The following is a 26,016-nucleotide window of genomic DNA, read 5'->3' on the forward strand; positions in this document are numbered from 1 at the left end:
ATGAATGCGATGGTCGCGCGCGTCTCCTGGTTTATCGTTCGGTTTTTTCACGGTTTCACCGAATGATTCACGGCATGCCCGCCACCCTGGACCGAATCGACCTTCGCATCCTCACGACCTTGCAGGAGGATGGCCGCATCAGCAACCTCAAGCTGGCCGAGACGGTGGCGCTGTCGCCCACGGCCGTGCTGGCCCGCGTGCAGCGGCTCACGCGCGAGGGCTACATCCGGGGCTACGAGGCGCGGCTGGACCCGAACCTGCTCGGCGCGGGCCTGCTGGTGTTCGTGGAGGTGCTGCTGGACCGCACGACCCCCAATGTCTTCGAGGCCTTCAAGGCCGCGGTCCAGGCCCAGCCGGCCATCCTGGAGTGCCACATGGTGGCGGGCGGCTTCGACTACCTGCTCAAGACCCGCGCGGCCGACATGGACGCCTACCGCCGCTTCGCCGGCGCGGTGCTGTGGCAGCTGCCGGGCGTGCGCGAGACGCGCACCTACGCGGTCATGGAAGAGGTCAAGAGCACGTCGCGGCTGTACCTGGGGTGACAACTGGACGCGAACGGCCCCGGCGCCATCGCCTCCAAGAGGAAAACCCTCAAGGAGAACAAGCCATGCTGATGAGTGCCAAGGAATTGTCCGGCTACGACGTGCACGCGCGCGACGGGAAGATCGGCCGCGTCCACGACCTCTACTTCGACGACGAGCGCCTCGCCGTGCGCCACCTGGTGGTGGACACCGGTGGCTGGATCTCAGGCCGGCGCGTGCTGGTGTCGCCGCACGCCGTGGAGCAGCTCGACCGCGACGCACGCCGCCTGGTCGCGAACCTCACGCGCGAGCAGGTCGAGAAGGCCCCCGGCGTGGACACCGACAAACCGGTCTCGCGCCAGCAGGAGATCGAGCACTACGACTACTACCAGTACCCCTACTACTGGACCGGCTTCGGCTTGTGGGGATCCATGGCCTACCCGCTGGCCTATGCCACGCCCGCGTCGGCGGCAGGCGTCGCGGGCGGGTACGCGGCCGAGGCGAGCGATGGCGCCACGAGCGACCCGGTGCAGCGCGAGCGCCTGCAGGCCGAGCGCGACGCGGCCGATCCGCACCTGCGCAGCGCCCACGAGGTCACGGGCTACCACATCGAGGCGGTGGACGGCGCCATCGGCCACCTGTCCGACCTGCTCTTCGAGGGCGGCTCCTGGCGCATCGAGCAGCTGGTGGTGGACACGCGCAACTGGCTGCCCGGCAAGCATGTCGCCCTCGACGCGCGCACCCTGCACCGCGTGGACTGGGGCGAACGCAAGCTCTACGTGAACCTCACGCGCGAGCAGGTCAAGGGAAGTCCGGAGTACGCGGGCGCGCCGGGGCGTTGAGGGACAGGCCCAGGCCCGGCGCGGGCGCGCGCGGGAAGTCCGCCGCGGCGCTGCGGGCGCTCCAGCGCTGGGCCGGCTGCGGCACCTGCAGCCCGTAGGACGCCGCGGTCACGGCGAGGATCACCGCGGTTCGCTGCAGCATCGAGGATGTCTTGTTGCGGTCGTTCACATCGGGCCTCCATGAATGGAGCGCAGTGTGGCCGTTCAATGTTCCGGTCTCGTGACGCGGGCGTCGGGGCCTTGGTCTTCAGGCCGCGGCCGTTCCGATGTGGGCGATGGCCTGGGGAACTCCGACGACCCTGACGCCCTGATGCTCGGTGACTCTGAGCAGCGGCTTGTCCCCGGTGACGAGCAAGTCGGCGCGCGCCGCGATGGCCGTCCCGATGACCACATCGTCATCGGGATCGGGCGCTATCCGAGGCGTCGCCGCTGGCCGCACGAGCGCCGTGAGCTGCGCATACCCGTCGACGATCTGATCGATGGTGAGCTTGGAGGCAGCGATCTTCTCAGCGAACTTGCTCCGGGCGAGGATGTCCGTGAGTTCGGCCAGCATCGGCGGGCTGGTGAAAAGCTGAACGCGCTCCTCGCGCGCGGCCTGCAGCAGCAGGCGCGGCGTGCCGCCCCACAGGATGGCCGAGGCCACGACGTTCGTATCGAGCACGACCCGCACCGAGCGGCGCTTCAGTTTGCGTTTCTCGCGCGCCGTTCGGCGCGCATGGCGGCGATTTCCTGGGCGACTTCGTCGGGAGACATGACCGCGGGATCATTGACTTCGGCCATGCGGTCCATGGCCGCGAAGAATTCATCGACCCGCTGCGTCTTGAGCTGATCGCGCAGCCAGCGCTCCAGATTCGCCGGCGACAGCAGGCCCGCGCGCTGAGCCTCCTGCGCGAGCTGGTCAGGCAAGGTGATCTGCACGGTTGTCATGTGGGGCCTCCAGGCGGGCGGTCTGCCGCTCGGGACGATGTCGAGCGGCGCCATGCCAGGAGTTTGCCACGACCAGATCGCTCTTCACCCCGCCGCCGCGTCGATGAACCCCCGCACCAGCCGCAGTTGCTCCGGCACGTTCAGCGCCGGCGCATGCCCGCAGCCCGGGATCTCCACCACCTTGGCCAGGCCCAGCGCACCGGGGCCGCGGCGCAGCATTTCCTCGGTGGCGTCCGGCAGCACCAGGTCCGACTCGGCGCCGCGCAGGCACAGCACGGGCACGCGGATGGCGTCGTAGTGCGTCCAGAGTTCGTAGTCGTTCGGGTGGTCGATGAACTGGCGCACCATGGCCGGGTCGTAGTGCGGCGTGACGCGCCCGTCGGGCAGGCGGCGGGTGGAGGTTTCCGTCAGGCGCCGCCACTGCGCGTCGCTGAGCCACCCATAGGGCTTGTACACCTGCCGGAAGAAGGCCTCCAGCTCGGTCACCGTGTCGAAGGCGGGCGGGTTGCCGGCGTACTGGCGGATGCGCTCGATGGCCGGCTGCGCCAGGCGCGGCGCGTTGTCGTTGAGGACCAGGCTGCGGATGCGGCCGGCCAGTTGCGGCTGCGCGAGGCCGCCGGCGCACACGGTGCCGATGGCCCCGCCCATGGACGTGCCGACCCAGTGGGCCTGCGCGATCTCCAGCCGGTCCATCAGCTCCGCGGCGATGCGCGCATAGAAGGCGAGCTGGTACTCGCCGGTGGGGTCCGGGCTCCACTGCGACAGGCCGCGCCCGATGGTGTCCGGGCAGATGACGCGCCAGCGGTCCGAGAGCGACTCGGCCAGTTCGTCCATGTCGCGACCCGTGCGCGCGAGGCCGTGCCAGGCGATGACGGTCTCCGGGTTCGAGGCGCCCCAGAGCGTGTAGTGGATCTGGCGGCCGGCGCAGGTGAGGTAGTGCGAGCTCGGGCGCATGCTCACCTCGCGCGCGCCGGCGTGGCGTTGGCGGTGTTCGTGGCGCTGGAGTTCGGGGGCGGCGGCTTCACGCCCGCGCGGCTCACGGCCAGCGCGCGCAGCCGGCCCACCACGCCGGTGGGGAAGTAGTACACCGACAGCACGAAGAGCACGCCCAGCCAGAGCAGCCAGCGGTCGGGCGAGAGCAGGGCGGCCAGGGCCGGCACGCTGGCGGCGGCCTCGTGCCCCAGGCGGAGCAGGTCCTGCAGGTAGCTTTGCGCGACGACGAAGAGGGCCGAGCCGATCACCGCACCGTACAGCGTGCCCATGCCGCCGATGACGACGATCAGCAGCACGTCCACCATGATCTCGAAGGACAGCGAGGTGTCCGGCCCGTTGTAGCGAAGCCAGAGCGCCAGCATGGTGCCGGCCAGCGTGGCGAAGAGGGCCGAGAGAATGCTGGAGACCGTGCGGTACACCACCACCCGGTAGCCGATGGCCTCGGCGCGGAACTCGTTCTCGCGAATGGCCTGCAGCACGCGGCCGAAGGGCGAATTCACGATGCGCAGCATCAGGAGGAACAGGCCCAGTGCCACCGCGAAGAGGAGCCAGTAGCACAGGAGCCGCCCGTCGATCATCACGCCGAAGACCGGGTTCTCGAAGGGCTCGAAGCTCGGCGACAGCAGCGCCGGCACCTTGAAGCTCAGGCCGTCCTCGCCGCCGGTGAACTCCGACAGCTGCGAGGCCAGGGTCTGGAAGGCCGCGGCGAAGGCCAGCGTGATCATGGAAAAGAAGATCGCCCGCACCCGCAGCGAAAAGAGGCCGATGGCCAGCGCCAGCACGAATGACAGCGCCAGCGCCGCGCCGATGCCCATGCCCAGCGAGCCCCAGCCCGCCCCCAGCCGCGTGGAAGCGATGGCCACGCCGTAGGCGCCGATGCCGAAGAACATGGTGTGCGCGAAGCTCACGATGCCGGTGTAGCCCAGGAGCAGGTCGAAGCTGGCGACCAGCACGATGAAGATCAGCACCTTGGCCGCCACGTTCAGCGCCTTGACCCCGGGAAAGAGGAAGGGCGCGAAGGCCAGGGCGACCACGATCGCCAGCAGGATGAAGGCCAGGGGCCGGCTGCGGGGCAGGTCGCGGGAGAGGAGTCGGGTCAGCATGTCGGCTCCTTCAGCGGTTCAAGGCATAGACGCCCTGCGGCCGCCACAGCAGGATGGCCATCATGAGCGCGATGTTGGAAAACAGAGCCACCTTGGGCACCAGGAAGCCGGTGTAGTTGGCCATCAGGCCCACCAGCAGGGCGCCCACCAGCGCGCCGGTGGTGGAGCCCAGGCCGCCGATGATCAGCACGATGAAGATCAGCACGTTGACCTGCGCGCCCATCTGCGGCACCACGTTCTGCTGGTACAGGCCCCACATCACGCCGCCCAGGCCGGCGAGCGCGCTGCCCATCACGAACACGCCGATGAACAGCTTGCGGATGCCGTAGCCCATCGACTCGACCATCTCGCGGTCCTGCACGCCGGCGCGGATCAGGAGGCCGATCTTGGTGCGCGTGAGCGTCCACAGCAGCGCCGCGAAGACGGCCACGCCGACGACCACGGCGATGACACGGTACTTCTCCACCGCCGCATCGCCCACCAGAATGGCACCGCGCATGCCTTCGGGCAGGGGCAGCGGGATCTGCAGCGGCCCCCAGATCACCTTGATCAGCTCCTCGCCGATGATGAGGCCGCCCATGGTGATGAGGATCTGCTTGAGGTGGTTGCCGTACACCGGCCGCACGATGAAGCGCTCGAAGGCCAGGCCCAGCACGCCGGCCACCAGCATGGCCACCAGCATGGCGGGGAACACCGCCATCATGTTGACCCAGAGGCTGCCCGAGGCGGTGTAGTCGCCCATGGCGCCCAGCACGCTGGTGGCCACGAAGGCGCCCAGCGCGATGAACACGCCGTGGCCGAAGTTCAGCACGTCCATGAGGCCGAACACCAGCGTGAGGCCCGAGGCGATGATGAAGATGATCATGCCCATGGCCAGGCCCGCCACCGTGAGCGTGAGCCAGGTCGAGCCCGAGCCGATGAAGGGCAGCACCAGGGCGGCGAGGGCCGGCACCAGGGCCAGGGGTTTCCAGTCGAATTCGGCGAGCTTCATAGCGCGAGTCCCAGCAGCTTCTGCTGCAGCGATTCGTCCTCGGCCAGCTCCTTCATGGCGCCGGCATGGACGATCTGTCCGTTGTCCATCACCGCCACCCGGTCGCCCAGGCGCTTGGCGAAGTTGAAGTTCTGCTCCACCAGCAGGATGGTCACGCCGCTGGCCTTGAGCTGGCCGAAGGCCTCGATCATGTTGTTGATGATGGCGGGCGCGAGGCCCTTGCTCGGCTCGTCCACGATCAGCAGCTCGCGCGGCTCGACGATGGCCCGCGAGACGGCCAGCATCTGCTTCTGCCCGCCCGAGAGCTTGCCCGCCGGGTGGTTCCAGAACTTCTCCACGGCGGGAAAGAGCTTGAAGATCCACTGCAGCCGGGCCTCGTCGATCTGGCTGGCGCGCTGCGCCGAGCGGGCCGCCAGCAGCATGTTTTCCTTGACGGTGAGGTCCGCGAAGATGCCCATGTTCTCGGGCACGTAGGCCACGCCCAGCGAGGCGATCTGCGGCGTGGACAGGCGCGTGATGTCCTGGTCGCCCAGCGTGATGCGCCCGGCCGAGGCCTGCCACAGGCCCATGACGGTGCGCAGCGTGGTGGTCTTGCCCGCGCCATTGCGCCCGAGCAGCATGGTGAGCTGGCCGCGCGGCACGACCAGGTCCACGCCGTGCAGGATGTGGTAGGCGGCGATGTGGGTGTGGACGCCGGAGAGGGTCAGGAGGTTGGCGCTCATGGGTGGGCTCCTTCGGCCGAGGGGCTGCTCGCCCCCAGGTAGGCCTCCTGCACCACGGGCAGCGCGATCACCTCGGCCGGCTTGCCGTCGGCCACCAGCGCGCCGTTGTGCAGCACGATGATGCGGTCGGCGAGTTCCCGCACCACGTCCATCTTGTGTTCCACCAGCAGGATGGTCTTGCGCTTGTCGGCCTTCAGGCGCCGGATCAGGTCCAGGATCACGGGGGCCTCGGCGGCGTTCATGCCGGCCGTGGGCTCGTCGAACATGAAGACCTGCGGCTCCAGGGCCATGAGCAGGGCCACTTCCAGCTTGCGCTGGTCGCCGTGCGGCAGGGCCGAAACGAGCTCGTCCTGCTTGGGCAAAAGCGCCACCTGTTCCAGGATCTCGCGGGCCCGGGCGGTGAGCGCTTCGTGGTCGCTCCAGATGGACAGCAGGTTCAGCCCGCGCCGGTGGCTTCCCTCGCGGCTGGCCTGCACGGCCAGGCGCACGTTCTCCAGCACCGACAGGCGCGGAAAGAGATTCGTGAGCTGGAAGGCCCGGCCCAGTCCGGCACGCGTGCGCTGCGAAGCCGACAGGCCCGACAGGTCGCGGCCATTGAGCGACACGCGGCCCGCCGATGCCTTGAGCTGGCCCGAGATCAGGTTGAAGTAGGTGGTCTTGCCGGCCCCGTTGGGTCCGACGATTGCCGTGAGGGTGCCCGGCTCGAACGAGCAGGTCACCGCATCGACCGCCACGTGACCGCCGAAGCGGATGGTGAGGTCCTGGGTGGCGAGAAGGCTCATGGCCACAGCCTGTGAGGAGGAGGAAGAAGACTCCTTCCCCTCTGGGGGAAGGCAGGGATGGGGGCCGCGCGTGAAGCGGCGTGGCCGGCGCGCGAAGCCCCCAACCAGCCCTCCCCCAGGGGGAGGGTTCATGCAGCGGCAGGCCTTACTGCGGCTTGGTGCGCACCGGCACGTCCATCTCGGACGGCTTGAGTTCCTTGACCAGCTGCAGGTCCACGGCGCCGCCCGGCTTGGCGTTGGGCGAGACCTTGAAGTGGTACATGGACTGCATGGCCTGGTGGGCTTCCTTGCGGAAGGTCATGGGACCCTTGGGCGTGTCGAAGGTCATGCCTTCCATGGCCGAGATCAGCTTGTTGGTGCCGGTGTCGCCGTTGGTCTTCTTGAGCGCGCTCACGATCGCCATGGCGGCGGAGAAGCCGCCTGCGGTGAAGAAGTCGGGCGGGCTGCTGAAGCGGCTCTGGTGTTCCTTGACCAGCCAGTCGTTGGCCGCGTTCTTCGGGAACTGGTGGTAGTAGTAGGTGGCGCCTTCCATGCCGGGGAACTGGTTGTAGGCGACCATGGCCGGCAGGATGTTGCCGCCGGTGGCGATCTCGATGCCGTGGCGCTTGAGGTCCAGGTCGGCGATCTTGAAGGGGTTGCCGGCGCCGGCCCAGATGATCCAGATCACCTTCTTGCCCGGCTGGTCCTTGAGCTTGTCGATCAGGCGCTGCGCACCGGCGGTGAAGTCGGTGGTGTTGGCCGGCAGGTACTCCTCGTGGACGATCTTGGCGTTCTTGATCGACTCCTTGAAGGCCTTCACGCCGTCACGGCCGAAGGCGTAGTCCTGGCCCAGAGTGGCGATGACGGTGCCGGGCTTGTCCAGCGCGACGGCGTTGGAGATGGCGTCCTGCGAGCTGTTGCGGCCGGTGCGGAAGACGTACTTGTTCCACTTGTCGCCGGTGATGGAGTCGGCCACGGCCGGCTCGACCAGCAGGATCTTCTTGTATTCCTCGGCCACGGGCAGCATGGCCAGCGCGACGCCGGAGGAGGTGGGGCCGACGGCGAGGTCCGCCTTGTCGTCCGAGTAGGCGGTGGCCAGCAGCGACTTGCCCAGGTCGGGCTTGCCCTGGTCGTCCTTCTCGATCACGGTGATCTTCTTGCCATTGACGGCCATGGTGCCGCCGGTGGCGTACTCCAGGCCCATCAGCAGGCCGGCCTGCGTCTGCTTGCCGTAGGCCTCCAGGGGGCCGGTGCGGCTGTACACGTGGGCGATCTTGATCTCGTTGCCGGATTGGGCCAGCGCGAAGGGCGAGGCGAAGGTGCTCGCGGCGAGGGCGGCCAGTGCGATCAGGGTGCGGCGTTGCATGGATGTCTCCTGTGTGAATATGTTCGGACCCGCGCTGCTATTGCATTCATCGTGCCAACGCGCAAGTCCTTGATTTACAAGGAGACGGTCCGGTCAGTGCGGGCGAAGTGTCTCGTTATCAGACAGTTGGAGTGTCTGAATCTCAGGCAATGTCTGAATTTCAGGCATTTTCATCAGGCGTTCGTAGAGCGTCGCCCGCGAGATCCCGAGCAGCCGTGCAGCCGCCAGCTTGTTGCCGCCGGTGTGGAGGAGGGCGGTCTGGATGGCCTGCTGTTCCACTGCGGCGACCTGCTCGCACAGGGGCCGCAGGGTGCCGGCCGGCGCATCCGCGGACGGCACAGGCATGGACGGCGGTGGCGCCCCGGTCGTGACCACCCCGGGCAGGCCCGATTCGCGCAACACGCTCATCAGGTCCGCGGTGCCGATGCGGTCGGCGTCGCAGCGCAGGGCGGCCTGTTCCAGCACATTGCGCAGCTCGCGGATGTTGCCGCGCCAGGGCTGCGCAGCCAGCAAGGCCAGGGCGGCGGGATCGAGCTCGGGCGGCGGCATGCCGTTGCGCAGCGCGATCTCCTCGCCCAGCGCCTCGACCAGCGCGGGAATGTCGGCCTGCCGCTCGCGCAGGGGCGGCACCCGGACCGGCAGCACGTTAAGCCGGTAGTAGAGGTCTTCGCGGAACTTGCCTTCGCGCACCAGCTGGCCGAGGTCGCGCGAGGTCGCGGCGATCACGCGGGCGTCGAAGCGCAGCAGCTTGTTGGAGCCCAGGGGCTCGATCTCGCCCTCCTGCAGGGCCCGCAGCAGCTTGGGCTGCAGGCTGGGCGGCATGTCGCCGATTTCGTCCAGGAACAGGGTGCCCCCGTCGGCCAGCTTGAACTTGCCGTCCCGGCCCTTGCGCTCGGCGCCGGTGTAGGCGCCGGGCGCCACGCCGAAGAATTCGGCCTCCAGGAGGGTTTCGGGCACGGCCGCGATGTTGATGCTGACCAGCGGCCCCGAGGAGCGCGCGGACAGCGCGTGGATGGCATGGGCGAGCAGCTCCTTGCCGGTGCCGGTCTCCCCCAGCAGCAGCACGGGGCTGGCCGACTGCGCCGCGCGCCGCGCCTGCCGCTTGACCTCCACCGCGGCGGCGCTGCCGCCGACGAAGCTCGCCAGGGTGTACTTGTTGCGCCGCTGGCGCGCGAGCTCGCGCCGGGCATCGTCCAGGTCGCTTTGCAGGTGCGCGAACTTCTGGATCAGCGGCTGCAGGGTGGTCTCCGGGTGGTCGAAGAGCACGATGCCGATGGCCCCGATGATCTTGCCGTCGGCCTCGTCACGCAGGGGGATGCGGCTGACCACGAAGGTGCCGGCGCGGTTGGTGAGCAGGTCGACGAGGATCGGCTCGCCGGTCTCCAAGACGCGGCGCATCTGGGTGTTGGGGACCACGTCTTCGACCTTGTGGCCCACGAACTGCTCCACCGAGCTGAAGCCGAGTGCCGGAAGGAAACGCTTGTAGCCCTCGTTGACCCAGACAACGGTGCCGCTGCGATCGACCAGGAACATGCCTTGGCTGATGTTGGAAAACAGCTGGAACATCGAGCGCGCGGCCAGGGCGAGGATGCTCTGGCCGTCGCGCGGCAGGGTGTCTTCGGGTGCCATCGGCCGATGGTACGCCGAGCGCGGGCGGCCTACTCCAGGGGCGGCAGGGGGCGCCCGATGGCGCGCTGGTCCAGCGGTTCGACCGGAAAGGGCGTGGCCGCCACAGGCAGGCCGCCGGAATCGGGGATGACGATGCGCTGTGCGGACGCCGCATCCGGCGCTGCGCCCATGCGGGCGCTGTCGGCGGCCGCCACGGTGCCGGCGGCCGCAGCGCCCACGGCGGACCTCATCGTGCTGGCGGCGCGCGGCGCGGCGACCACGGCAGCGGGTGAGCGCGGCACGACGACGGCGGCGGGCACCGCGACCACCGCGGGTGTGACGATGGCCGGTGAGCGCGCCGGCGGCGTCACAACCGTGGCGCGTTCCACCCGGCTCGGCGCGAAGCCCAGCGACATGCCTACGGGGCCGCCGGCCGAGCCGTCACCGGGGCCGCCACCGCCATCACCGCCGCCGCCTCCTCCACCGCCCCCGCCCCCTCCGCCACCACCCCCTCCGCCGCCTCCACCGCCACCGCCACCTGCAGCTTGAACATCGGGCGCACAGGTGAGGCCGACGGCGCCGGTGAGGGCGACGGTGAGCAGGGACAGGGTCAGTTTTCGAGCGAGGGCGTTCATGGCGGCTCCCGGCGGCAGTCGCGAGGTGACCGCTTCCATGCTGGACCGCGCCGCGCCATTTGCTCGTGGGGTTCGGGTGCGTGCCAGAGTCGGCAAATGCTGGCATCGCTGTCGGCAAAGTTCGACACAGCACGGGCCACGCCGCTTCCGGGCTGCGCTCGCGCTATCCGGCCGCGCGTCGCTGGTTGACAATGGCCTATCGCCAGGCAACCGAACAGGAATGGACAGACTTCGAATCGACAAATGGCTGTGGGCTGCACGCTTCTACAAGACGCGGTCGCTCGCCGCTGAGGAGATCGGCAAGGGACGGGTGGAGGTCAACGGCCAGCAGGCCAAGGCCGCACGGGAAGTGAAGGCGGGCGACACGGTGTCGATCCGGCACGAGGCGGTCACGCGCACCGTGGTGGTCCGCGGCCTGTCCGCCCAGCGCGGCCCCGCCCCCGTCGCGCAGCAGCTCTACGAGGAGACCGCCGACAGCATGGCCGGCCGGGAGCGAGCCGCCGAGCAGCGGCGCCTCGCACGCGAGCCCTCGCTGTCCATCGAGCAGGGGCGCCCCACCAAGCGCGACCGGCGCGACCTGGAGCAGGTGCGCAGAGGCTGGGGAGACCGGTGGAGCGCGGGCCTGGACTAGGGCCTGTTCACACTGAACATCCGTTCGCCCTGAGCCTGTCGAAGGGCTCGCGTGGCGGTCTCGCGCGATGGGCTTCGACAGGGCTCAGGCCGAACGGTGGAGGCCCCGACGGAGTCCGTGGATCCGCCGCTTGTCGAGAGCCTGCCAAAGCCCTTCCCCGGGCGCAGGACGAGCGGAGGCTAGACCTACAACGCGCCCTCGAACATCATCACGTCCACCTCGTCGCCAGGCGCCACGCCCGCCTGCCCGTGGTGCAGGACGATGAGGCCATTGGCCTGCACCATGGAGCTGAGCACGCCCGAGCCCTGGTTGCCGGTGGTGCGCACCTCCAGAACGCCGTCCGCGCGGCGGGTGACGATGCCGCGCTGGTACTCGGTGCGGCCGGGCTTCTTGCGCAGGGCCTCGGTGCTGCGGGCCCGCAGGTACAGCGTGGGCTCCGGGTGTGCGCCCATCATGCGCAAGAGGGCCGGGCGCACGAAGGCCAGGAAGGTGACCATCACCGCCACGGGGTTGCCCGGCAGCCCGAAAAGAACCGAGCTGCGATCCGGGCGGCGGATGCGGCCTACGGCCATGGGTCGGCCTGGGCGCATGGCGATGCGCCAGAAGGCCACGTCGCCCAGCTTCTTCATCATGGCCTTGGTGAAGTCGGCCTCGCCCACGCTCACGCCGCCGCTGGTGATGATGGCGTCGGCCTGGTCCGCCGCGCGGATGAAGGCCGCTTCGAGCAGCGCGGGGTCGTCGCGGACCACGCCCAGGTCCAGCACCTCGCAGCCCAGGCGCGCGAGCAGCGCCCGCACGGTGTAGCGGTTGCTGTCGTACACCGCGCCTTCGCGCGGGGGCTCGCCCAGGGACAGGATCTCGTCGCCGGTGGAGAAGTACGCGACCTTCAGGCGCCGCACGACCGGCAGCTCACCGATGCCCAGGCTGGCCACCAGGCCGCAGGCGGCGGGGCCGAGGCGCTCGCCGGCCAGGAGGGCGGGGCGTCCTTCGGCCAGGTCCTCGCCCTTGAGGCGCCGGTTGTCGCCGCGGCGCAGCACGCCGCCGGGCACGATCACGCGGCCATCGGCATCCTGCGTGGTCACCTCCTGCGGCACGACCGTGTCCAGGCCGGCGGGCATGATGGCGCCGGTCATGATCTTCACCGCCTGGCCCGGGCCCACGGTGCCCTGCCAGGCGGCGCCGGCCAGCGCGGTGCCGACGACCTCCAGCGACAGCGGCGCGTCTTCGCGCAACTGCGCCCCGTCGAAGGCGAAGCCGTCCATCGCGGAGTTGTCGTGCGGCGGCACGCTCAAGGGCGAGACCAGGTCCCGGGCGAGCACGCGGCCCAGGGCATCCGCCAGGGCCACGGTTTCTGTGTCCGCCACCGGGTCCACCAGGTGCGCGAGGAACTCGCCCACGGCGTCCGCACTGAGCGACTGCGGGTCATAGCCCTGCAGCCGCGCCGCGATCTCGTCCAGCGAGTTCATCGCATCTGCAGCCGGCGCAGCTCGTCCAGCGTGTTGGCGTTGAAGAAGGCGCGCGGGTCGTCGCCCTCGCGGTCGAAGGGGACGAGCACCGTGCGGTGGCGCGCGGTCCAGGCGTCGATCTTGCGGCCGCCCTCGTGCGTGAAGCGCACCAGGCTCTCCAGCAGCTCGCGCCGCATCAGGCAGAAGACGGGCTGGGGGCGAAGCTGGCCGTCGTCCTCGGGGGCCGTGGCCATGGCGATTTCCGCGTCCTGGGCCAGCAGGGCCTCGCCCAGGCGCTGCACCAGGTCGGCCGGGAAGTTCGGCGTGTCGCAGGGCACGGTGGCGAGGAAGGCCGTTTCGCAGTGCTCCAGCCCGGTGAGAAAGCCGGCCAGCGGGCCGGCGAAGTCGGGCAGGGCGTCGGGCCAGACCGGCACGCCCATGGACTCGTAGGCGGCCAGGTTGCGGTTGGCGTTGATCATGACTTCGCCGACCTGCGGGGCCAGGCCCATCAGCGTGTGCGCCGCCAGCGGCAGGCCGTTGAAGTTCTGCAGGCCCTTGTCCACGCCGCCCATGCGGCTGCCGCGGCCGCCGGCGAGGATCAGGCCGGTGATGTCGTGCGGATCCAAGAATCAGCCTCCGATGTAGCTCATTTCGACGCGCCGCGGACCCGGGGCGCTGCTGTCCGGCGCCTGCAGGCCGCGCAGCTGCGAGTAGCGGTCCGTGCGACCCTGCCAGATGCCCGCGATGGCCGCGGCGATCTGTTCGTCCGTTGCGTCGCCGCGCAGCAGCGCGCGCAGGTCATGGCCCTGGCTGGCGAAGAGGCACAGGTACAGCTGCCCCTCGGTGGACAGGCGCGCGCGATTGCAGTCGCCGCAGAAAGCCTGCGTCACGCTGCTGATGACGCCGACCTCGCCGCTGCCGTCCGCATAGGCCCAGCGCTGCGCGGTCTCGCCGGGCGCGGCGGCTTCCAGAGGCACCAGGGGGAGTTCGCGATCGATCAGGCGCACCACCTCGGCCGAGGGCAGCACTTCGTCCATGCGCCAGCCGTTGGTGGCGCCCACGTCCATGTATTCGATGAAGCGCAGCACGTGGCCCGTGCCGCGGAAGTGGCGCGCCATGGGCACGATCTCGTGCTCGTTGGTGCCGCGCTTGACCACCATGTTGACCTTGATGGGCCCCAGGCCCGCGGCCTTGGCGGCGTCGATGCCGGCCAGCACCTCGGCCACCGGGAAGTCCACGTCGTTCATGCGGCGGAAGACCACGTCGTCCAGCCCGTCCAGGCTCACAGTGACGCGCTGCAGGCCGGCGGCCTTGAGGCTGGCGGCCTTGCGCGCGAGCAGCGAACCGTTGGTGGTGAGGGTCAGGTCCAGCGGCTGCCCCTCGGGCGTGCGCAGGGCCGCGAGCTGCTCGATCAGCACCTCGATGTTCTTGCGCAGCAGCGGCTCGCCGCCGGTCAGGCGGATCTTGCGCACGCCGTGGGCGACGAACTGCCGTGCGAGCCGGGTGATCTCCTCGAAGCTGAGCAGCGAGGCATGCGGCAGGTAGGGGTAGTTCTTGTCGAACACCTCCTTGGGCATGCAGTAGCTGCAGCGGAAGTTGCAGCGGTCGGTGACGCTGATGCGCAGGTCGCGCAGGGGGCGCGCCAGGGTGTCCTGCAGCAGCCCTGCGGGTGGCTGCGGCTGCGCCGGAATGGCGACCTGCCGTGCGGCGGGGCGGTGGGCCACCAGGGGAATGACGCGTTCAGCCATGGGCCGATTGTCGTGCCGAAAGGAATGTGGGGCCGGGGGTGGGGGCACGCATCACACGCAGCGCGCGCCGTCCACCTCGATGCACACGCCCGAGATGAACGCTGCCTCGTCGCTGGCGAGGTACAGCGCGGCGTTGGCCACGTCCAGCGCCGTGGAGAAACGGCCGAGCGGAATGGTGGCCAGGAACTTCGCGCGCCGGGCCTCGTCGAGCGGGCCGCCCGCGAACTCGGCCGCGAGGCCCGTGTCGGGATTGAACACCGGGTTGATGCAGTTGACCCGGATGTTCTCCGGCCCGAACTCGGCGGCCAGCGACTTGCTGGTGGTGATGACCGCGCCCTTGGAGCCGTTGTACCAGGCGAGCCCGGGGCGGGGCCGGATGCCGGCGGTGGAGGCGATGTTGATGAAGCTGCCGCCTCCGTTGGCACGGAAGGCCGGTACGGCGTGGATGGTGGCCAGGTAGATGCTCTTGACGTTGATGGCGTAGCAGCGGTCGAACTCGTCCTCGCTCACTTCCAGCGCCGGCCGGTTGCGGTGCGTCCAGCCGGCGTTGTTGACCATGACGTCGAGCTTGCCGTGGCGCTCGACGGCGGCCGCGACCAGGGCCTGCATGTCGGCCGAGCGGGTGACGTCGGCCTGGAAGAAGGAGGCTTGGCCACCGGCCGCGACGATGGCCTGCGTCACCGCCTGGCCCTTGACCGCGTCGATGTCGTTGACGACGACGAGCGCGCCTTCTTCGGCCAGGCGGCGCGCGATGCCTTCACCGATGCCGCCGCCGGCGCCGGTGACGATGATGGATTTGTTCTGAACTCGCATGCTTGTCTCCTGGGGCGCGATTGTGGCGGAGACGGTGTGAGCGATACGAAGGTGTTAGGTGGTCATGTCGCCGTGGAACTCGGACCGCCGATCACCCGTGCCGTATCGCCACCGTCTTGAGCGTGGTGAACCCCAGCAGCGCCTCGAAGCCCTTCTCTCTCCCGTAGCCCGAGGACTTCACCCCGCCGAAGGGCAGCTCCACCCCGCCGCCCGCGCCGTAGTTGTTGATGAAGACCTGGCCGCTGCGCACGCGCCGGGCCATGCGCAGCTGGCGGCCGCCGTCGCGGGTCCAGACGCCGGCGACCAGGCCGAATTGCGTGGCATTGGCCAGTTCGACCGCATGGTCCTCGTCCCGGAAGCTCATGGCGGCGAGCACGGGGCCGAAGACTTCCTCCTGAGCGAGCCGGTGCGAGACCGGCACGTCGCGCAGCAGGGTAGGGGCCTGGTAGAAGCCGGTGTCGGGCGCCTCGTCCACGACCTCGCCCTGGGCCACCGTGGGGATGTTCGCGGCGTGGGCGTCGGAGAGGAAGTCCCACACCCGCTGCTGCTGGCTCGCGCGGATCAAGGGGCCCACCTCCAGGTCCATGGCGGCCGGCCCGACGCGCAGGGCCGAGAAGATGGCGCCCAGCCGGTCCAGCACCGGCTCGTAGATGGAGCGCTGCACCAGCAGGCGCGAGCCGGCCGAGCAGGTCTGCCCGGCGTTCTGCACGATGGCATTGACCACGGCCGGCATCACGGCGTCGAGATCCGCGTCGTCGAAGACGATCTGCGGGCTCTTGCCGCCCAGCTCCAGCGTGACCGGGCAGTGCCGCTCGGCGGCCACCTGCTGGATCAGCGTGCCCACGCGCGGGCTGCCGGTGAAGCTGATGTGGTCGATGCCCGGATGCCGCGCCAGCGCGTCGCCCACTTCGTGCCCGTAGCCCGTGACGATGTTGATGGCGCCCGGCGGAAAGCCGCAGTCCGCCGCGAGCTGCGCCACGCGCAGCAGCGACAGGCAGGCGTCCTCCGAGGGCTTGACCACGCAGGCGTTGCCGGCCGCCAGCGCGCCTCCCACGCTGCGGCCGAAGATCTGCATGGGGTAGTTCCAGGGGATGATGTGCCCGGTGACGCCGTGTGGTTCGCGCCAGGTGAGCACGGTGTAGCCCTCCTGGTAGGGCAGCGTGTCGCCGTGCAGCTTGTCGCAGGCGCCGGCGTAGAACTCGAAGTAGCGCACCAGCGCCATGGCATCGGCGCGCGCCTGCTTGGTGGGCTTGCCGCAGTCGCGCTGCTCGATGGCCGCGAGTTCCTCCACGTGTTCGGACAGGGTGGCGGCCAGGCGCATCAGCAGGCGCCCGCGCTCGGCGGCCGCGAGCTTCGACCACTCCGTGTCGAAGCAGTGCCTTGCCGCCTGCACGGCCCGGTCGATGTCCTGCGCGGTGCCGCGCTGGAGTTCGTCGAAAGGCTGGCCGTCCGAAGGATCGATGACCGGCAGGGTGCGGCCCGAGGAGCCTTCCTGCGCTGCGTTGGCGATGAAGTGGTACTGCATGGCGCCCGATTGTGCGCCGCTGCCGGGTCAGACGATGCGGAACTGCCCGGCGTTCTCCCGCAGCCAGCGCTCGGCCAGGTCCGTGTCCAGCTGCCGGGGATGGAAGTCGGCGCGGCGGTAGGCGCGCCAGGGGTCCAGGGTCTCGATCACCAGGCCGCTCCGCCCGAAAAGATGAGCCGCGGCGCTGCGCCAGGTGGACCAGCGCCAGAGGGTGCCATCGTGATGCAGGTTGCGCACGGTCTGCCGCAGCGTGTCGCCGACGAACATGATCGTCACGCGCCGGAACCACTTCAGGCGCCAGGCGTGATTGCCGTCGAGGGCCTGGTACAGGTCGAAGGCCGTGCTCTTGTGCTCGCTCTCCTCGGCGCTGTGCCAGAGCCAGAGCGTGGCCAGGCGTGCATCCTCCGTGCCCAACACCTCGGGGTGGTGCAGCAGCCAGTCGGCCAGGATGGCGGTGAAGTGTTCGTAGGCGGCGGTGACCGCCAGGCGATGGCGCAGGTCCTCGCCCTTGAGCAGCTTCTGTCGCTCGGCTGCCCGCGGTCCCCAGGTGTTGCGCAGGCCCTGCCGCTCCAGGTGGGCGTTGAAGAGACCGTGCACGCGCCGGTGCGTGGCCTCCTGGCCCACGAAGCCGCGCACCTCCTCGGCAAAGCGCGGCTTGAGCGCCGCGGGGAGCGCCTCGAAGCCGTCACGCACCGCGTCGATGAAGAACTGCTCGCCCACGGGAAAGCTCATGGAGAGCGCGTTGAACAAAGCCGTGCGGAAAGCGTCCCCCGCGCACCAGTGGCGCGCGATGGGCGCATCGAGGTCGATGAGGAGGCGGCGGACGGCGAGGGCGGTCATGGGTCGATCGATGATAAGACCGCGTCCCCTCGAAAAGCGACAAGGCCCGCCGGGGGCGGGCCTTGCCTTTCACGAAGCGCGGGCGTCGGTCAGCGGGCCGGCGGCACCACGATCAGCACGTCGGGTGTGGTGGGCATCGGCGAAGCCACGCCCGTGCCGTGGAACTGCACCACCAGCGGCGCGATCAGCAGGGCCACGATGTTGATGATCTTGATCAGCGGGTTGACCGCAGGGCCGGCGGTGTCCTTGTAGGGGTCGCCCACGGTGTCGCCGGTGACGGCAGCCTTGTGCGCCTCGGAGCCCTTGCCGCCGTGGTGGCCGTCTTCGATGTACTTCTTGGCGTTGTCCCAGGCGCCGCCGCCCGTGCACATGGACAGCGCGACGAACAGGCCGGTGACGATGGTGCCGAGCAGCACGCCGCCGAGCGCCGCCGGGCCGAGGATCAGGCCCACGAGGATGGGAACGACCACCGGCAGCAGCGAGGGGATGATCATCTCCTTGATGGCGGCCGTGGTCAGCATGTCCACCGCCCTGCCGTACTCGGGCTTGGCCGTGCCTTCCATGATGCCCTGGATGGTGCTGAACTGGCGCCGAACCTCCACCACCACGGCGCCGGCCGCGCGGCCCACGGCTTCCATGGCCATGGCGCCGAACAGGTAGGGCACCAGGCCGCCGATGAACAGGCCGATGATGACCATGGGGTCGGACAGGTCGAAGCGGATCACGCTGCCGTAGGACTCCAGCTTGTGCGTGTAGTCGGCGAACAGCACCAGGGCCGCCAGGCCCGCGGAGCCGATGGCATAGCCCTTGGTCACGGCCTTGGTGGTGTTGCCCACGGCGTCGAGCGGGTCGGTGACGGCACGCACGGAGGCCGGCATTTCGGACATTTCGGCGATGCCGCCGGCGTTGTCGGTGATGGGGCCGTAGGCGTCCAGGGCGACCACGATGCCCGCCATGCTCAGCATGGCGGTGGCGGCGATCGCCACGCCGTACAGGCCCGCCAGCGCGTAGGCCGCGTAGATGGCCGCGCACACGAACAGCACCGGCCAGGCGGTGGAGCGCATGGACACGCCCAGGCCCGCGATGATGTTGGTGCCGTGCCCGGTGGTGGAGGCCTGGGCGATGTGGCGCACCGGCTTGTACTGCGTGCCGGTGTAGTACTCGGTGATCCAGACCAGCACGCCGGTGAGGATGAGGCCGACGGCACAGGCGCCCCACAGGCGAAGCTGCGAGCCGGTCTGCGTGATGGCGTTGTCCGGGATGACCGCGATGGTCACGAAGTAGAAGGCGATCAGCGACAGGACGCCGGCAACGGCCAGGCCTCGGTAGAGGGCCGGCATCACGTTGGTCATGCCCGGCCTGGCGCGCACGAAGAAGCAGCCGACGATGGACGCGAGGATGGACACGCCCCCCAGCACCAGGGGATAGAGCACCGCGTTCACCGGCGCGGCCGCCACCAGCAGCGAGCCCAGCACCATGGTGGCGATGAGCGTGACGGCGTAGGTCTCGAACAGGTCGGCGGCCATGCCGGCGCAGTCGCCGACGTTGTCGCCCACGTTGTCGGCAATCACCGCCGGGTTGCGCGGGTCGTCCTCGGGGATGCCGGCCTCCACCTTGCCCACCAGGTCGGCGCCCACGTCGGCGCCCTTGGTGAAGATGCCGCCACCCAGGCGCGCGAAGATGGAGATGAGCGAGGAGCCGAAGGCGAAACCGATCAGCGGGTTGAGCAGGGTGTCCAGCCGCCGGTCGGGCGTGAGGTTGCCGTTGCCCACCAGGAACCAGTAGAAGGCCGTGACGCCCAGCAGGCCCAGGCCGACCACCAGCATGCCGGTGATGGCGCCGCCGCGGAAGGCCACGTCCAGCGCCGGGCCGATGCCGCGCGTGGCCGCCTGCGCCGTGCGCACGTTGGCGCGAACCGAGACGTTCATGCCGATGAAGCCGCAGGCGCCCGAGAGGACGGCGCCGATGATGAAGCCGATGGCAGAGCTCAGGCCGAGGAAGATGCCGATCAGGATGGCCAGCACGATGCCTACCGCCGCAATGGTCTTGTACTGCCGCGCGAGATAGGCCGCCGCGCCGGCCTGGATGGCCGAGGCGATTTCCTGCATGCGGGCGTTGCCCGGGTCTTGCTTGAGAATCCAGCCGCGGGCCCAGATGCCGTACACCACGGCGGCCAGCCCACAGACCAGCGCCAGGATCAGCGCCGAGTTGCCAGTCATGTTTCTTCTCCTACGTCTTGTTGAGCTTGGAGGGGGCAACGCAAGCGGCACCCCCGCTGCGTTGCTTCCTCGTGGCTCCCCACCGGACGGGAGACGATTGGCCAACCGGCGCAATATACAAGCGAAGCCGCCGGAACCGACGAGCCTGGTTCGGGTTTGATGCGGTGCGGAAACTAAAATCAGGGTTTCTCCGAAGTCATTCGAACCACAAACCCATGTCCCTCGACCTCGTTTCCCCCGGCAAGCATGCTCCCGATGCGTTCAACGTGATCATCGAGATCCCGATGAACGCCGATCCCGTGAAGTACGAGGTCGACAAGGAGTCGGGCGCCATCTTCGTGGACCGTTTCATGAGCACGGCCATGCACTACCCGACCAACTACGGCTACGTGCCCAAGACCTTGAGCGGCGACGGCGACCCGGTGGACGTGCTGGTCATCACGCCGGTGCCCCTGATCCCCGGCGTGGTGGTGCCCTGCCGCCCCATCGGCATCCTCAAGATGCAGGACGAGGCCGGCGACGACGCCAAGGTACTGGCCGTTCCCATCGACAAGATCCTGCCCATCTACACCCACTGGCAAAAGCCCGAGGACATGAACCCGCTGCGCCTGAAGACCATCGCGCACTTCTTCGAGCACTACAAGGACCTGGAAGCAGGCAAGTGGGTGAAGGTGCTGGGCTGGGAAGGCCCGGAATCGGCCAAGAAGGAAGTTGCCGACGGGATTGCCGCGTACGCGAAGCAGCACGGCTGAACGCCGCGGCTCATGCAGAAACGCCCGGCATGGTCCGGGCGTTCGTTCTAGCGGGCTCAGGTCGCCCCCGGCTCCCCGTCATCCTGCCTGCGAAACGGGCTGCGCAGCGCCAGGTGCTCCAGGTACTGGCCGATGCCCTTGTCTTCACGCTCCAGGAAGCGCTCGACGGCGTCGCTGAAAGCCGGGTGCGCGAGCCAGTGGGCGCTGGTGGTGCGCACCGGCATCAGGGCGCGCGCCATCTTGTGCTCGCCCTGCGCGCCGCCCTCGAAGCGCGCGAGGCCCTGGGCGATGCACCACTCGATCGGCTGGTAGTAGCAAGTGTCGAAGTGCAGGCAATCGACCCGCTCCAGGGCACCCCAGTAGCGGCCATAGGCCGCCTGGCCATCGACTGCGACCAGGCTGCAGGCGATGGGCCGGCCTTCGCGCGTGGCGACGAAGAGCACCCATTCCCCGGGCATGTCGTGCGCGACGCGCCGGAAGAAGTCGCGCGTGAGGTAGGGCGCGTTGCCGTGTTCGCGGTAGGTGCGCGCATAGCAGCGGTAGAAGAAGTCCCAGTCGGCCGGCGTGATCTGCGCCCCGGCCAGCACGCGGAACTCCACGCCGGCCTCGGCGACCTTGCGCCGCTCCTGGCGGATCTTCTTGCGCTTGTCCTGCGCGAGCGAGGCAAGGAACTCGTCGAAGTCCGCATAGGGGCGGCCCGATCCCGGCGCGGCGTTGAGCCAGTGGAACTGCACCGTGTGGCGCGCCATCAGCCCGGCGCGATCGCAGGCGGCGGCGTCCTGCTCCGAGAGGAACAGCAGGTGCAGCGAGGACAGCGGCTGGCGCCGGCACCATGACAGCAGCCCCTGCACCAGCGCGTCGCGCGCGGCGTCGCTGCGCGCCAGCAGGCGCGGCCCCGGCACGGGCGTGAAGGGCACTGCCACCAGGGCCTTGGGGTAGTAGGCCAGGCCATGCTGCTCGTAGGCATTGGCCCAGGCCCAGTCGAAGACGTACTCGCCGTAGGAATGGTCCTTGAGGTACAGCGCGCAGGCGCCGTGCAGCTCGTCACCGCGCCACAAGCCAATGAAGGCCGGTGTCCAGCCGCTCTCTGGCGTGGCGCTGCCGCTCGCGTGCAGCGCGTCGAGGTACTCGTGCCGCATGAAGGGGGTGGCGTCACCCTGCGACTGCAGCAACGAGTTCCAGGCCGTGCGCGGGATGCCCGCGGGGCTGTCCGACACGCGGATGACATAATCTTTCGAGTCTTTTTTCACTGCGGCTATGGCTCTCAACATCTGCTGCGCCCAACTCAATCTCATGGTGGGCGACATGGCCGGCAACGCGGGCAAGATCGTTGCCGCGGCCCGCGAAGCGTATGCCCGCGGCGCCCGCCTCGTCCTCACGCCCGAACTGTCGATCTGCGGCTATCCCGCCGAAGACCTGCTCCTGCGCCCGGCCTTCATCGCGGCCTGTGATGATGCCGTGTCGCTGGTGGCCCGCGAGCTCGCGGGGTTGAAGGGCCTGCATGTGGTGGTCGGCCACCCCGTGGGCGGCGACCTGCGCAGCCGTTCCTCGCGCGTGCTGCAGCGCTTCAATGCGGCCAGCGTGCTGGCCGAGGGCCGCGTGGTCCGGCGCTACGCCAAGCGCGAGCTGCCCAACTACCAGGTCTTCGACGAGCGCCGCTACTTCGCGCCGGGACAGGACACCGCGGTCTTCGAGGTGGAGGGCGTGCGCGTGGGCCTGCTCATTTGCGAGGACGCCTGGTTCGACGAGCCCGCCGAGTGCGCGTGCGAAGCCGGCGCGCAGCTGCTGGCGGTGATCAACGCCTCTCCCTTCCACGTGGGCAAGGGCGGCGAGCGCGTCGCGCGCATGGCCGAGCGGGCCGCGGCCTGCGGCCTGCCGCTGGTGTATGCGCACCTCGTGGGCGGGCAGGACGAGGTCGTCTTCGACGGCGGCTCCTTCGCCGTGGCCGCCGATGGCCGCCTCGCGGCGCGGGCACCGGCCTTCCGCGAGGACCTCTTCATGGTGCGGGCGGACGGCGGCCCGCAGGGCGTCGGTGTATCCGGCGGCCTCGAACCGGAAGAAGGCACGGACGCTGAACTCTGGCATGCCCTGGTGCTGGGTGTTCGCGACTATGTAGGCAAGAACGGTTTTCCCGGCGTGCTGCTGGGCCTGTCGGGAGGCATCGACTCGGCGCTGGTGCTGGCCATCGCGGTGGATGCCCTCGGGGCGGACAAGGTCCGGGCGCTGATGATGCCGTCGCCCTACACGGCGGACATTTCCTGGATCGACGCGCGCGAGATGGCGCGGCGCCTGGGCGTGCGCTACGACGAGCTGTCCATCGCGCCGATGTTCGACGCCTTTCGCGCCACGCTGGCCGCCGAGTTCGCGGGACGGCCCGAGGATGCGACCGAGGAGAACATCCAGGCACGCATCCGCGGCGTGCTGCTCATGGCGCTGTCCAACAAGTTCGGCAGCATCGTGCTGACCACCGGCAACAAGAGCGAGATGGCCACGGGCTACTGCACGCTGTACGGCGACATGGCCGGCGGCTTCGCAGTGATCAAGGACGTGCTCAAGACCCGCGTGTTCCGGCTCGCGCGCTGGCGCAATGCGCACGACCCCTACGGCACCGGCGCCGATCCCATTCCCGAGCGCATCATCACGCGCCCGCCCAGCGCCGAGCTGCGGCCGGACCAGGTGGACCAGGACAGCCTGCCGCCCTACGAAGTGCTCGACGCCATCCTCTCGCGCTACATGGAGGAGGACGAGAGCATCGAGGACGTCGTGGCCGACGGCTTCGACCGGGCCCTGGTGGAGCGCGTCGCGCGCCTCATCCGCATCAACGAGTACAAGCGCCGCCAGGCTCCGGTGGGCATCCGCGTGACGCACCGCAGCTTCGGCAAGGATTGGCGCTATCCTATTACCGCGCGTTTCGGCGCCTGATCCAGAGACACAGACCCACGGAGCCCCCCTTCAATGAAGCAGATCACCGCCATCGTCAAGCCCTTCAAGCTGGAGGAAGTGCGCGAATCCCTGGCCGAATGCGGCGTGACCGGCCTCACGGTGACGGAGGTCAAGGGCTTCGGGCGGCAGAAGGGCCACACCGAGCTGTACCGCGGCGCGGAGTACGTGGTGGACTTCCTCCCCAAGGTGAAGATCGAGGTGGTCGTGCGCGACGCCGAGGTGGACAACTGCGTGGACGCCATCGTCAAGGCGGCCCGCACGGGCAAGATCGGCGACGGCAAGATCTTCGTCACCTCCGTGGAGCGCGTCGTGCGCATCCGCACGGGCGAGGTGGACGAGTCGGCGGTCTGACGCCTCAGATCCGGGACAGGTCGTCCCGCTGGCGGCTTTCGCCCGCCGCCTGCACCAGTTGCGGCAGCAGTGCGGACACATCCGCGCCGGTCCTGAGCAGCGACATCTGCCACGCGTTCATGAAGCCCGCCGCCACGGCGGTTTCCAGGAAGCGCAGCAGCGGCTGGTAGTAGCCGTTCACGTCCAGGAGTCCCACGGGCTTGTCGTGGTAGCCGAGCTGGCGCCAGGTCCAGACCTCGAACAATTCCTCGAAGGTGCCGATGCCACCCGGCAGCGCCAGGAAGGCGTCGGCGCGTTCGGCCATCAGGTGCTTGCGCTCGTGCATGCTCTGCACGATGTGCAGCTCGGTGCACTCGCGCTTGGCCATCTCGCGGTCCACCAGGCCCTGCGGAATCACGCCCACCACGCGGCCGCCGGCCTGCAGCGTCGCATCGGCCACGGCGCCCATCAGCCCCCGGTTGCCACCGCCGTAGACGAGCTGGCCGCCGTGTTCGCCGATCCAGCGGCCCACCGACCGGGCCGCGTCGGTGCAGGACTCGGGCACGCCGTCACGGGCGCCGCAGTACACGCAGATCGAGAACGCAGGGTTCATCGAATCGCGCCCACGGCCTGCCACAACGCCGCAACCCAGATGCCGCCGGCCAGCAGCAGGCTGAGCAGGACGGCGGCGCTGCCCATGTCCTTGGCCTGCTTGGAGAGCTGGTGCCACTCGGGGCCGATGCGGTCGATGGCGGTCTCGATGCTGGTGTTGAGCAGCTCGACGATCATCACCAGCAGCACCGAGCCGGCCAGCAGTGCCGTCTCCACCCAGCTGCGCCCGAGCCAGAAAGCCAGGGGCAGCAGGACGAAGGCCGCGATGGCTTCCTGGCGGAAGGCGGTTTCGCCCCACGCGGCGCGCAGGCCCATGAGCGAGTAGCCGAAGGCATACCAGACGCGCACGACGCCGGTTCTTCGCTTTTGCGGCGGCACCTGGGGGACGGCCTGCGGAGGAGAGGACATGGCGCATTGTCTCCGGCTTGCATGACAGATCAGCCCCGAGGGGGCGCCGGCACCAGCCGCGTGCCGGCCCAGGCGTCGTGCCAGAACTGCCGCTGCGGGTGGAAGCGGCTGAGAAGCGCCCACACCGCCACCCAGCCGACCAGCAGGATCATGAGCGGCCCCAGCGCCACCTGGTGGCTGCCGAAGGCCGCCAGGGGTGGCAGCAGCCAGATCAGGCTGAAGACGTAGCGCAAGGCCGCGCGGCCCCAGTGCAGGCGCCGGCCGTGCCGGTCCACGACGCGGATGCGCCAGGTGCGCATGGCCAGGGTCTCGCCGCGGGTCCAGCACCACACGAAGTAGGCGCCGATCACGAGGAACAGGAAGGCGATGAGGGCCTCGCGGTACATCAGCGCATGGCGCATCTGCGTGGCGATGCTGAAGACGAGCCCGGCGGCGACGACCACCCCGAACAGGAGGACGCCTTCATAGAGCCAGCAAGCCATGCGGCGCCACAGGCCGGGGGCCTGCAGTTCGTCAGGCGCGCAAGGGCGCGGCCGCTCGGTGCCGGCCGGGTCGGTCGTGTTGTCGCTCATTCGGGATCGTGCTGCGGCTCGACGGCTGGCGCGGATTGGGGGGGCGCGGGTTGCGGGGGCGGGGGCAGGGCGGGCTCGGGGGCCGGCAGCGTGACGATGCGCGCGGGCTTGCCGCTCGGGGCCGCCGCTCGCGGCACCGTGACCAGCTTGTCGGCCGGAACCGGACGCACCGGGCTGGCGGTGCCGGGCGTGCGAGGCCGCGCCGTTTCGGCCAGGCGCCGCTTTTCGTCCGGCGGCAGCGCCTGGTAGGCCTCCCATTTGGCCTTGCGTTCGTCGGCCGGAAGCTGCCGGGCCTCGCCGAAGTTCAGGCGCGCCTGGGCGCGCTGCTGCGGGCTCAGCGCGATCCATTCGCTCATGCGGGCTTGCAGCGTGGCCTGCTCCGCCGGGGAGAGGCTGCCGAAATTGTGGGCGAGTGCCAGCCACTTGCGCCGCTGGGCATCGCTCAGGCGGGACCAGTTCGATGCGAGGGGAGCCAGGGCGCGCCGGTTCTCGCGGCTCAACGCGGCCCAGGCGCGCGGGGCATCGCCGACCGGGGCGGCCGCAAGCAGCGCAGGTGAAGCAGTGGGCTGGGCGAGCGCGGCATTCGAGGCCATGGCCGCAGCCAGGGCCAGTGCGACCGAGGCGAGGCACAGGGACAGTCGGACTGACGCCCCTTCCCCCGCTGGGGGAAGGCTGGGATGGGGGCCGCAGCGAAGTGGCCTTGTCGGCG

The 26,016-nt window shown here is 69.7% G+C and carries 29 protein-coding genes; 6 read left to right on the forward strand and 23 right to left on the reverse strand.

The genetic code is table 11. The features are described 5' to 3' along the window. Positions 1–74: 74 nt before the first annotated feature. Both EZ242_RS02790 and EZ242_RS02795 read left to right on the forward strand, forming a co-directional pair. The gene (locus EZ242_RS02790; protein WP_240786961.1) at positions 75–542 is read left to right on the forward strand and encodes an Lrp/AsnC ligand binding domain-containing protein; all 468 of its coding nucleotides are present in this window, start codon (positions 75–77) and stop codon (positions 540–542) included. A 65-nt stretch (positions 543–607) separates the two neighbouring features. Next, entirely contained in the window at positions 608–1,363 is a 756-nt protein-coding gene (locus EZ242_RS02795) for a PRC-barrel domain containing protein (protein ID WP_135283574.1), read from the forward strand. Here EZ242_RS02795 and EZ242_RS02800 read toward each other — a convergent pair. From EZ242_RS02800 to EZ242_RS22200, 11 genes are all read right to left on the reverse strand, one after another. Beyond that, on the reverse strand, positions 1,323–1,505 hold the full coding sequence (locus EZ242_RS02800) for a hypothetical protein (protein ID WP_167784622.1): 183 nt from the start codon (positions 1,503–1,505) through the stop codon (positions 1,323–1,325). The two genes, EZ242_RS02795 and EZ242_RS02800, sit on opposite strands and share 41 nt — an antisense overlap. 105 nt (positions 1,506–1,610) lie before the next feature. Continuing rightward, positions 1,611–2,033 (reverse strand): putative toxin-antitoxin system toxin component, PIN family, encoded by a 423-nt coding sequence (locus EZ242_RS02805; protein ID WP_167784623.1) that lies wholly within the window; start codon positions 2,031–2,033, stop codon positions 1,611–1,613. An 11-nt stretch (positions 2,034–2,044) separates the two neighbouring features. Further along, positions 2,045–2,290 (reverse strand): hypothetical protein, encoded by a 246-nt coding sequence (locus EZ242_RS02810; RefSeq protein ID WP_135283577.1) that lies wholly within the window; start codon positions 2,288–2,290, stop codon positions 2,045–2,047. A gap of 84 nt (positions 2,291–2,374) precedes the next feature. Further along, positions 2,375–3,244 (reverse strand): alpha/beta fold hydrolase, encoded by an 870-nt coding sequence (locus EZ242_RS02815; protein ID WP_135283578.1) that lies wholly within the window; start codon positions 3,242–3,244, stop codon positions 2,375–2,377. Between the two features lie 2 nt (positions 3,245–3,246). Further along, positions 3,247–4,386, reverse strand: a complete 1,140-nt coding sequence (locus EZ242_RS02820) for a branched-chain amino acid ABC transporter permease (RefSeq protein WP_135283579.1) — start codon at positions 4,384–4,386, stop codon at positions 3,247–3,249. A gap of 10 nt (positions 4,387–4,396) precedes the next feature. Then, entirely contained in the window at positions 4,397–5,377 is a 981-nt protein-coding gene (locus EZ242_RS02825) for a branched-chain amino acid ABC transporter permease (RefSeq protein WP_135283580.1), read from the reverse strand. Continuing rightward, positions 5,374–6,099: an ABC transporter ATP-binding protein gene (locus EZ242_RS02830; protein ID WP_135283581.1), complete on the reverse strand. Its 726-nt coding sequence runs from the start codon at positions 6,097–6,099 to the stop codon at positions 5,374–5,376. The genes EZ242_RS02825 and EZ242_RS02830 overlap by 4 nt, the downstream gene beginning before the upstream one ends. After that, entirely contained in the window at positions 6,096–6,881 is a 786-nt protein-coding gene (locus EZ242_RS02835; RefSeq protein WP_135283582.1) for an ABC transporter ATP-binding protein, read from the reverse strand. Before EZ242_RS02835 ends, EZ242_RS02830 begins: the two co-directional genes overlap by 4 nt. Before the next feature lie 145 nt (positions 6,882–7,026). Next, positions 7,027–8,226 (reverse strand): substrate-binding domain-containing protein, encoded by a 1,200-nt coding sequence (locus EZ242_RS02840; RefSeq protein ID WP_135283583.1) that lies wholly within the window; start codon positions 8,224–8,226, stop codon positions 7,027–7,029. 93 nt (positions 8,227–8,319) lie between these two features. Then, positions 8,320–9,855, reverse strand: a complete 1,536-nt coding sequence (locus EZ242_RS02845) for a sigma-54 interaction domain-containing protein (protein ID WP_135283584.1) — start codon at positions 9,853–9,855, stop codon at positions 8,320–8,322. A 29-nt stretch (positions 9,856–9,884) separates the two neighbouring features. After that, positions 9,885–10,469: a hypothetical protein gene (locus EZ242_RS22200; RefSeq protein WP_205960581.1), complete on the reverse strand. Its 585-nt coding sequence runs from the start codon at positions 10,467–10,469 to the stop codon at positions 9,885–9,887. Positions 10,470–10,689: 220 nt separating this feature from the next. Here EZ242_RS22200 and EZ242_RS02860 point away from each other — a divergent pair, with 220 nt between their 5' ends. Next, complete coding sequence (locus EZ242_RS02860) at positions 10,690–11,100, forward strand: RNA-binding S4 domain-containing protein (RefSeq protein ID WP_135283586.1); 411 nt, start codon at positions 10,690–10,692, stop codon at positions 11,098–11,100. A gap of 185 nt (positions 11,101–11,285) precedes the next feature. On the opposite strand, the gene moeA is transcribed toward EZ242_RS02860, so the two are convergent. From moeA to EZ242_RS02895, 7 genes are all read right to left on the reverse strand, one after another. Beyond that, on the reverse strand, positions 11,286–12,566 hold the full coding sequence (moeA, locus tag EZ242_RS02865) for a molybdopterin molybdotransferase MoeA (RefSeq protein ID WP_135283587.1): 1,281 nt from the start codon (positions 12,564–12,566) through the stop codon (positions 11,286–11,288). Further along, a complete protein-coding gene (gene mobA / locus EZ242_RS02870) occupies positions 12,563–13,171 on the reverse strand; it encodes a molybdenum cofactor guanylyltransferase MobA (protein ID WP_135283588.1) in 609 nt (202 codons plus the stop codon). The genes moeA and mobA overlap by 4 nt, the downstream gene beginning before the upstream one ends. A gap of 3 nt (positions 13,172–13,174) precedes the next feature. Further along, positions 13,175–14,293 carry a GTP 3',8-cyclase MoaA gene (gene moaA, locus EZ242_RS02875; protein ID WP_135283589.1) on the reverse strand — a complete coding sequence of 373 codons (1,119 nt, stop codon included), beginning with the start codon at positions 14,291–14,293 and terminating at the stop codon, positions 13,175–13,177. Positions 14,294–14,344: 51 nt separating this feature from the next. Continuing rightward, positions 14,345–15,106: an SDR family oxidoreductase gene (locus tag EZ242_RS02880; RefSeq protein ID WP_135283590.1), complete on the reverse strand. Its 762-nt coding sequence runs from the start codon at positions 15,104–15,106 to the stop codon at positions 14,345–14,347. A gap of 91 nt (positions 15,107–15,197) precedes the next feature. Beyond that, positions 15,198–16,631 (reverse strand): aldehyde dehydrogenase family protein, encoded by a 1,434-nt coding sequence (locus EZ242_RS02885; protein WP_135283591.1) that lies wholly within the window; start codon positions 16,629–16,631, stop codon positions 15,198–15,200. Positions 16,632–16,658: 27 nt separating this feature from the next. Continuing rightward, positions 16,659–17,471 carry a metal-dependent hydrolase gene (locus EZ242_RS02890; protein ID WP_135283592.1) on the reverse strand — a complete coding sequence of 271 codons (813 nt, stop codon included), beginning with the start codon at positions 17,469–17,471 and terminating at the stop codon, positions 16,659–16,661. An 89-nt stretch (positions 17,472–17,560) separates the two neighbouring features. Next, positions 17,561–19,690 (reverse strand): sodium-translocating pyrophosphatase, encoded by a 2,130-nt coding sequence (locus EZ242_RS02895; protein ID WP_135283593.1) that lies wholly within the window; start codon positions 19,688–19,690, stop codon positions 17,561–17,563. 215 nt (positions 19,691–19,905) lie between these two features. On the opposite strand from EZ242_RS02895, the gene ppa reads away from it, so the two are divergent. Continuing rightward, positions 19,906–20,442: an inorganic diphosphatase gene (gene ppa / locus EZ242_RS02900; protein ID WP_135283594.1), complete on the forward strand. Its 537-nt coding sequence runs from the start codon at positions 19,906–19,908 to the stop codon at positions 20,440–20,442. Between the two features lie 56 nt (positions 20,443–20,498). Here the strand turns inward: ppa and EZ242_RS02905 are convergent, their stop codons facing one another. Then, positions 20,499–21,713: a GNAT family N-acetyltransferase gene (locus tag EZ242_RS02905; protein ID WP_135283595.1), complete on the reverse strand. Its 1,215-nt coding sequence runs from the start codon at positions 21,711–21,713 to the stop codon at positions 20,499–20,501. Between EZ242_RS02905 and EZ242_RS02910 the strand changes: the two genes are divergently transcribed. Together EZ242_RS02910 and EZ242_RS02915 are read left to right on the forward strand one after the other, a co-directional pair. Next, positions 21,700–23,364 carry an NAD+ synthase gene (locus tag EZ242_RS02910; protein WP_135283596.1) on the forward strand — a complete coding sequence of 555 codons (1,665 nt, stop codon included), beginning with the start codon at positions 21,700–21,702 and terminating at the stop codon, positions 23,362–23,364. The genes EZ242_RS02905 and EZ242_RS02910 overlap by 14 nt on opposite strands. 33 nt (positions 23,365–23,397) lie before the next feature. Continuing rightward, positions 23,398–23,736 carry a P-II family nitrogen regulator gene (locus EZ242_RS02915; RefSeq protein WP_135283597.1) on the forward strand — a complete coding sequence of 113 codons (339 nt, stop codon included), beginning with the start codon at positions 23,398–23,400 and terminating at the stop codon, positions 23,734–23,736. A gap of 4 nt (positions 23,737–23,740) precedes the next feature. Here the strand turns inward: EZ242_RS02915 and EZ242_RS02920 are convergent, their stop codons facing one another. The 4 genes from EZ242_RS02920 to EZ242_RS02935 are packed head-to-tail and all read right to left on the reverse strand — an operon-like array spanning position 23,741 to position 25,900. After that, on the reverse strand, positions 23,741–24,328 hold the full coding sequence (locus tag EZ242_RS02920) for an LOG family protein (protein ID WP_135283598.1): 588 nt from the start codon (positions 24,326–24,328) through the stop codon (positions 23,741–23,743). After that, on the reverse strand, positions 24,325–24,735 hold the full coding sequence (locus EZ242_RS02925) for a diacylglycerol kinase (RefSeq protein ID WP_135283599.1): 411 nt from the start codon (positions 24,733–24,735) through the stop codon (positions 24,325–24,327). Before EZ242_RS02925 ends, EZ242_RS02920 begins: the two co-directional genes overlap by 4 nt. Positions 24,736–24,764: 29 nt before the next feature. Next, on the reverse strand, positions 24,765–25,307 hold the full coding sequence (locus tag EZ242_RS02930) for an RDD family protein (RefSeq protein ID WP_135283600.1): 543 nt from the start codon (positions 25,305–25,307) through the stop codon (positions 24,765–24,767). Next, the gene (locus EZ242_RS02935; protein ID WP_135283601.1) at positions 25,304–25,900 is read right to left on the reverse strand and encodes a DUF3106 domain-containing protein; all 597 of its coding nucleotides are present in this window, start codon (positions 25,898–25,900) and stop codon (positions 25,304–25,306) included. The genes EZ242_RS02930 and EZ242_RS02935 overlap by 4 nt, the downstream gene beginning before the upstream one ends. Positions 25,901–26,016 lie beyond the last annotated feature (116 nt).

Source organism: Ramlibacter rhizophilus, assembly GCF_004681965.1.
Lineage (GTDB): Bacteria > Pseudomonadota > Gammaproteobacteria > Burkholderiales > Burkholderiaceae_C > Ramlibacter > Ramlibacter rhizophilus.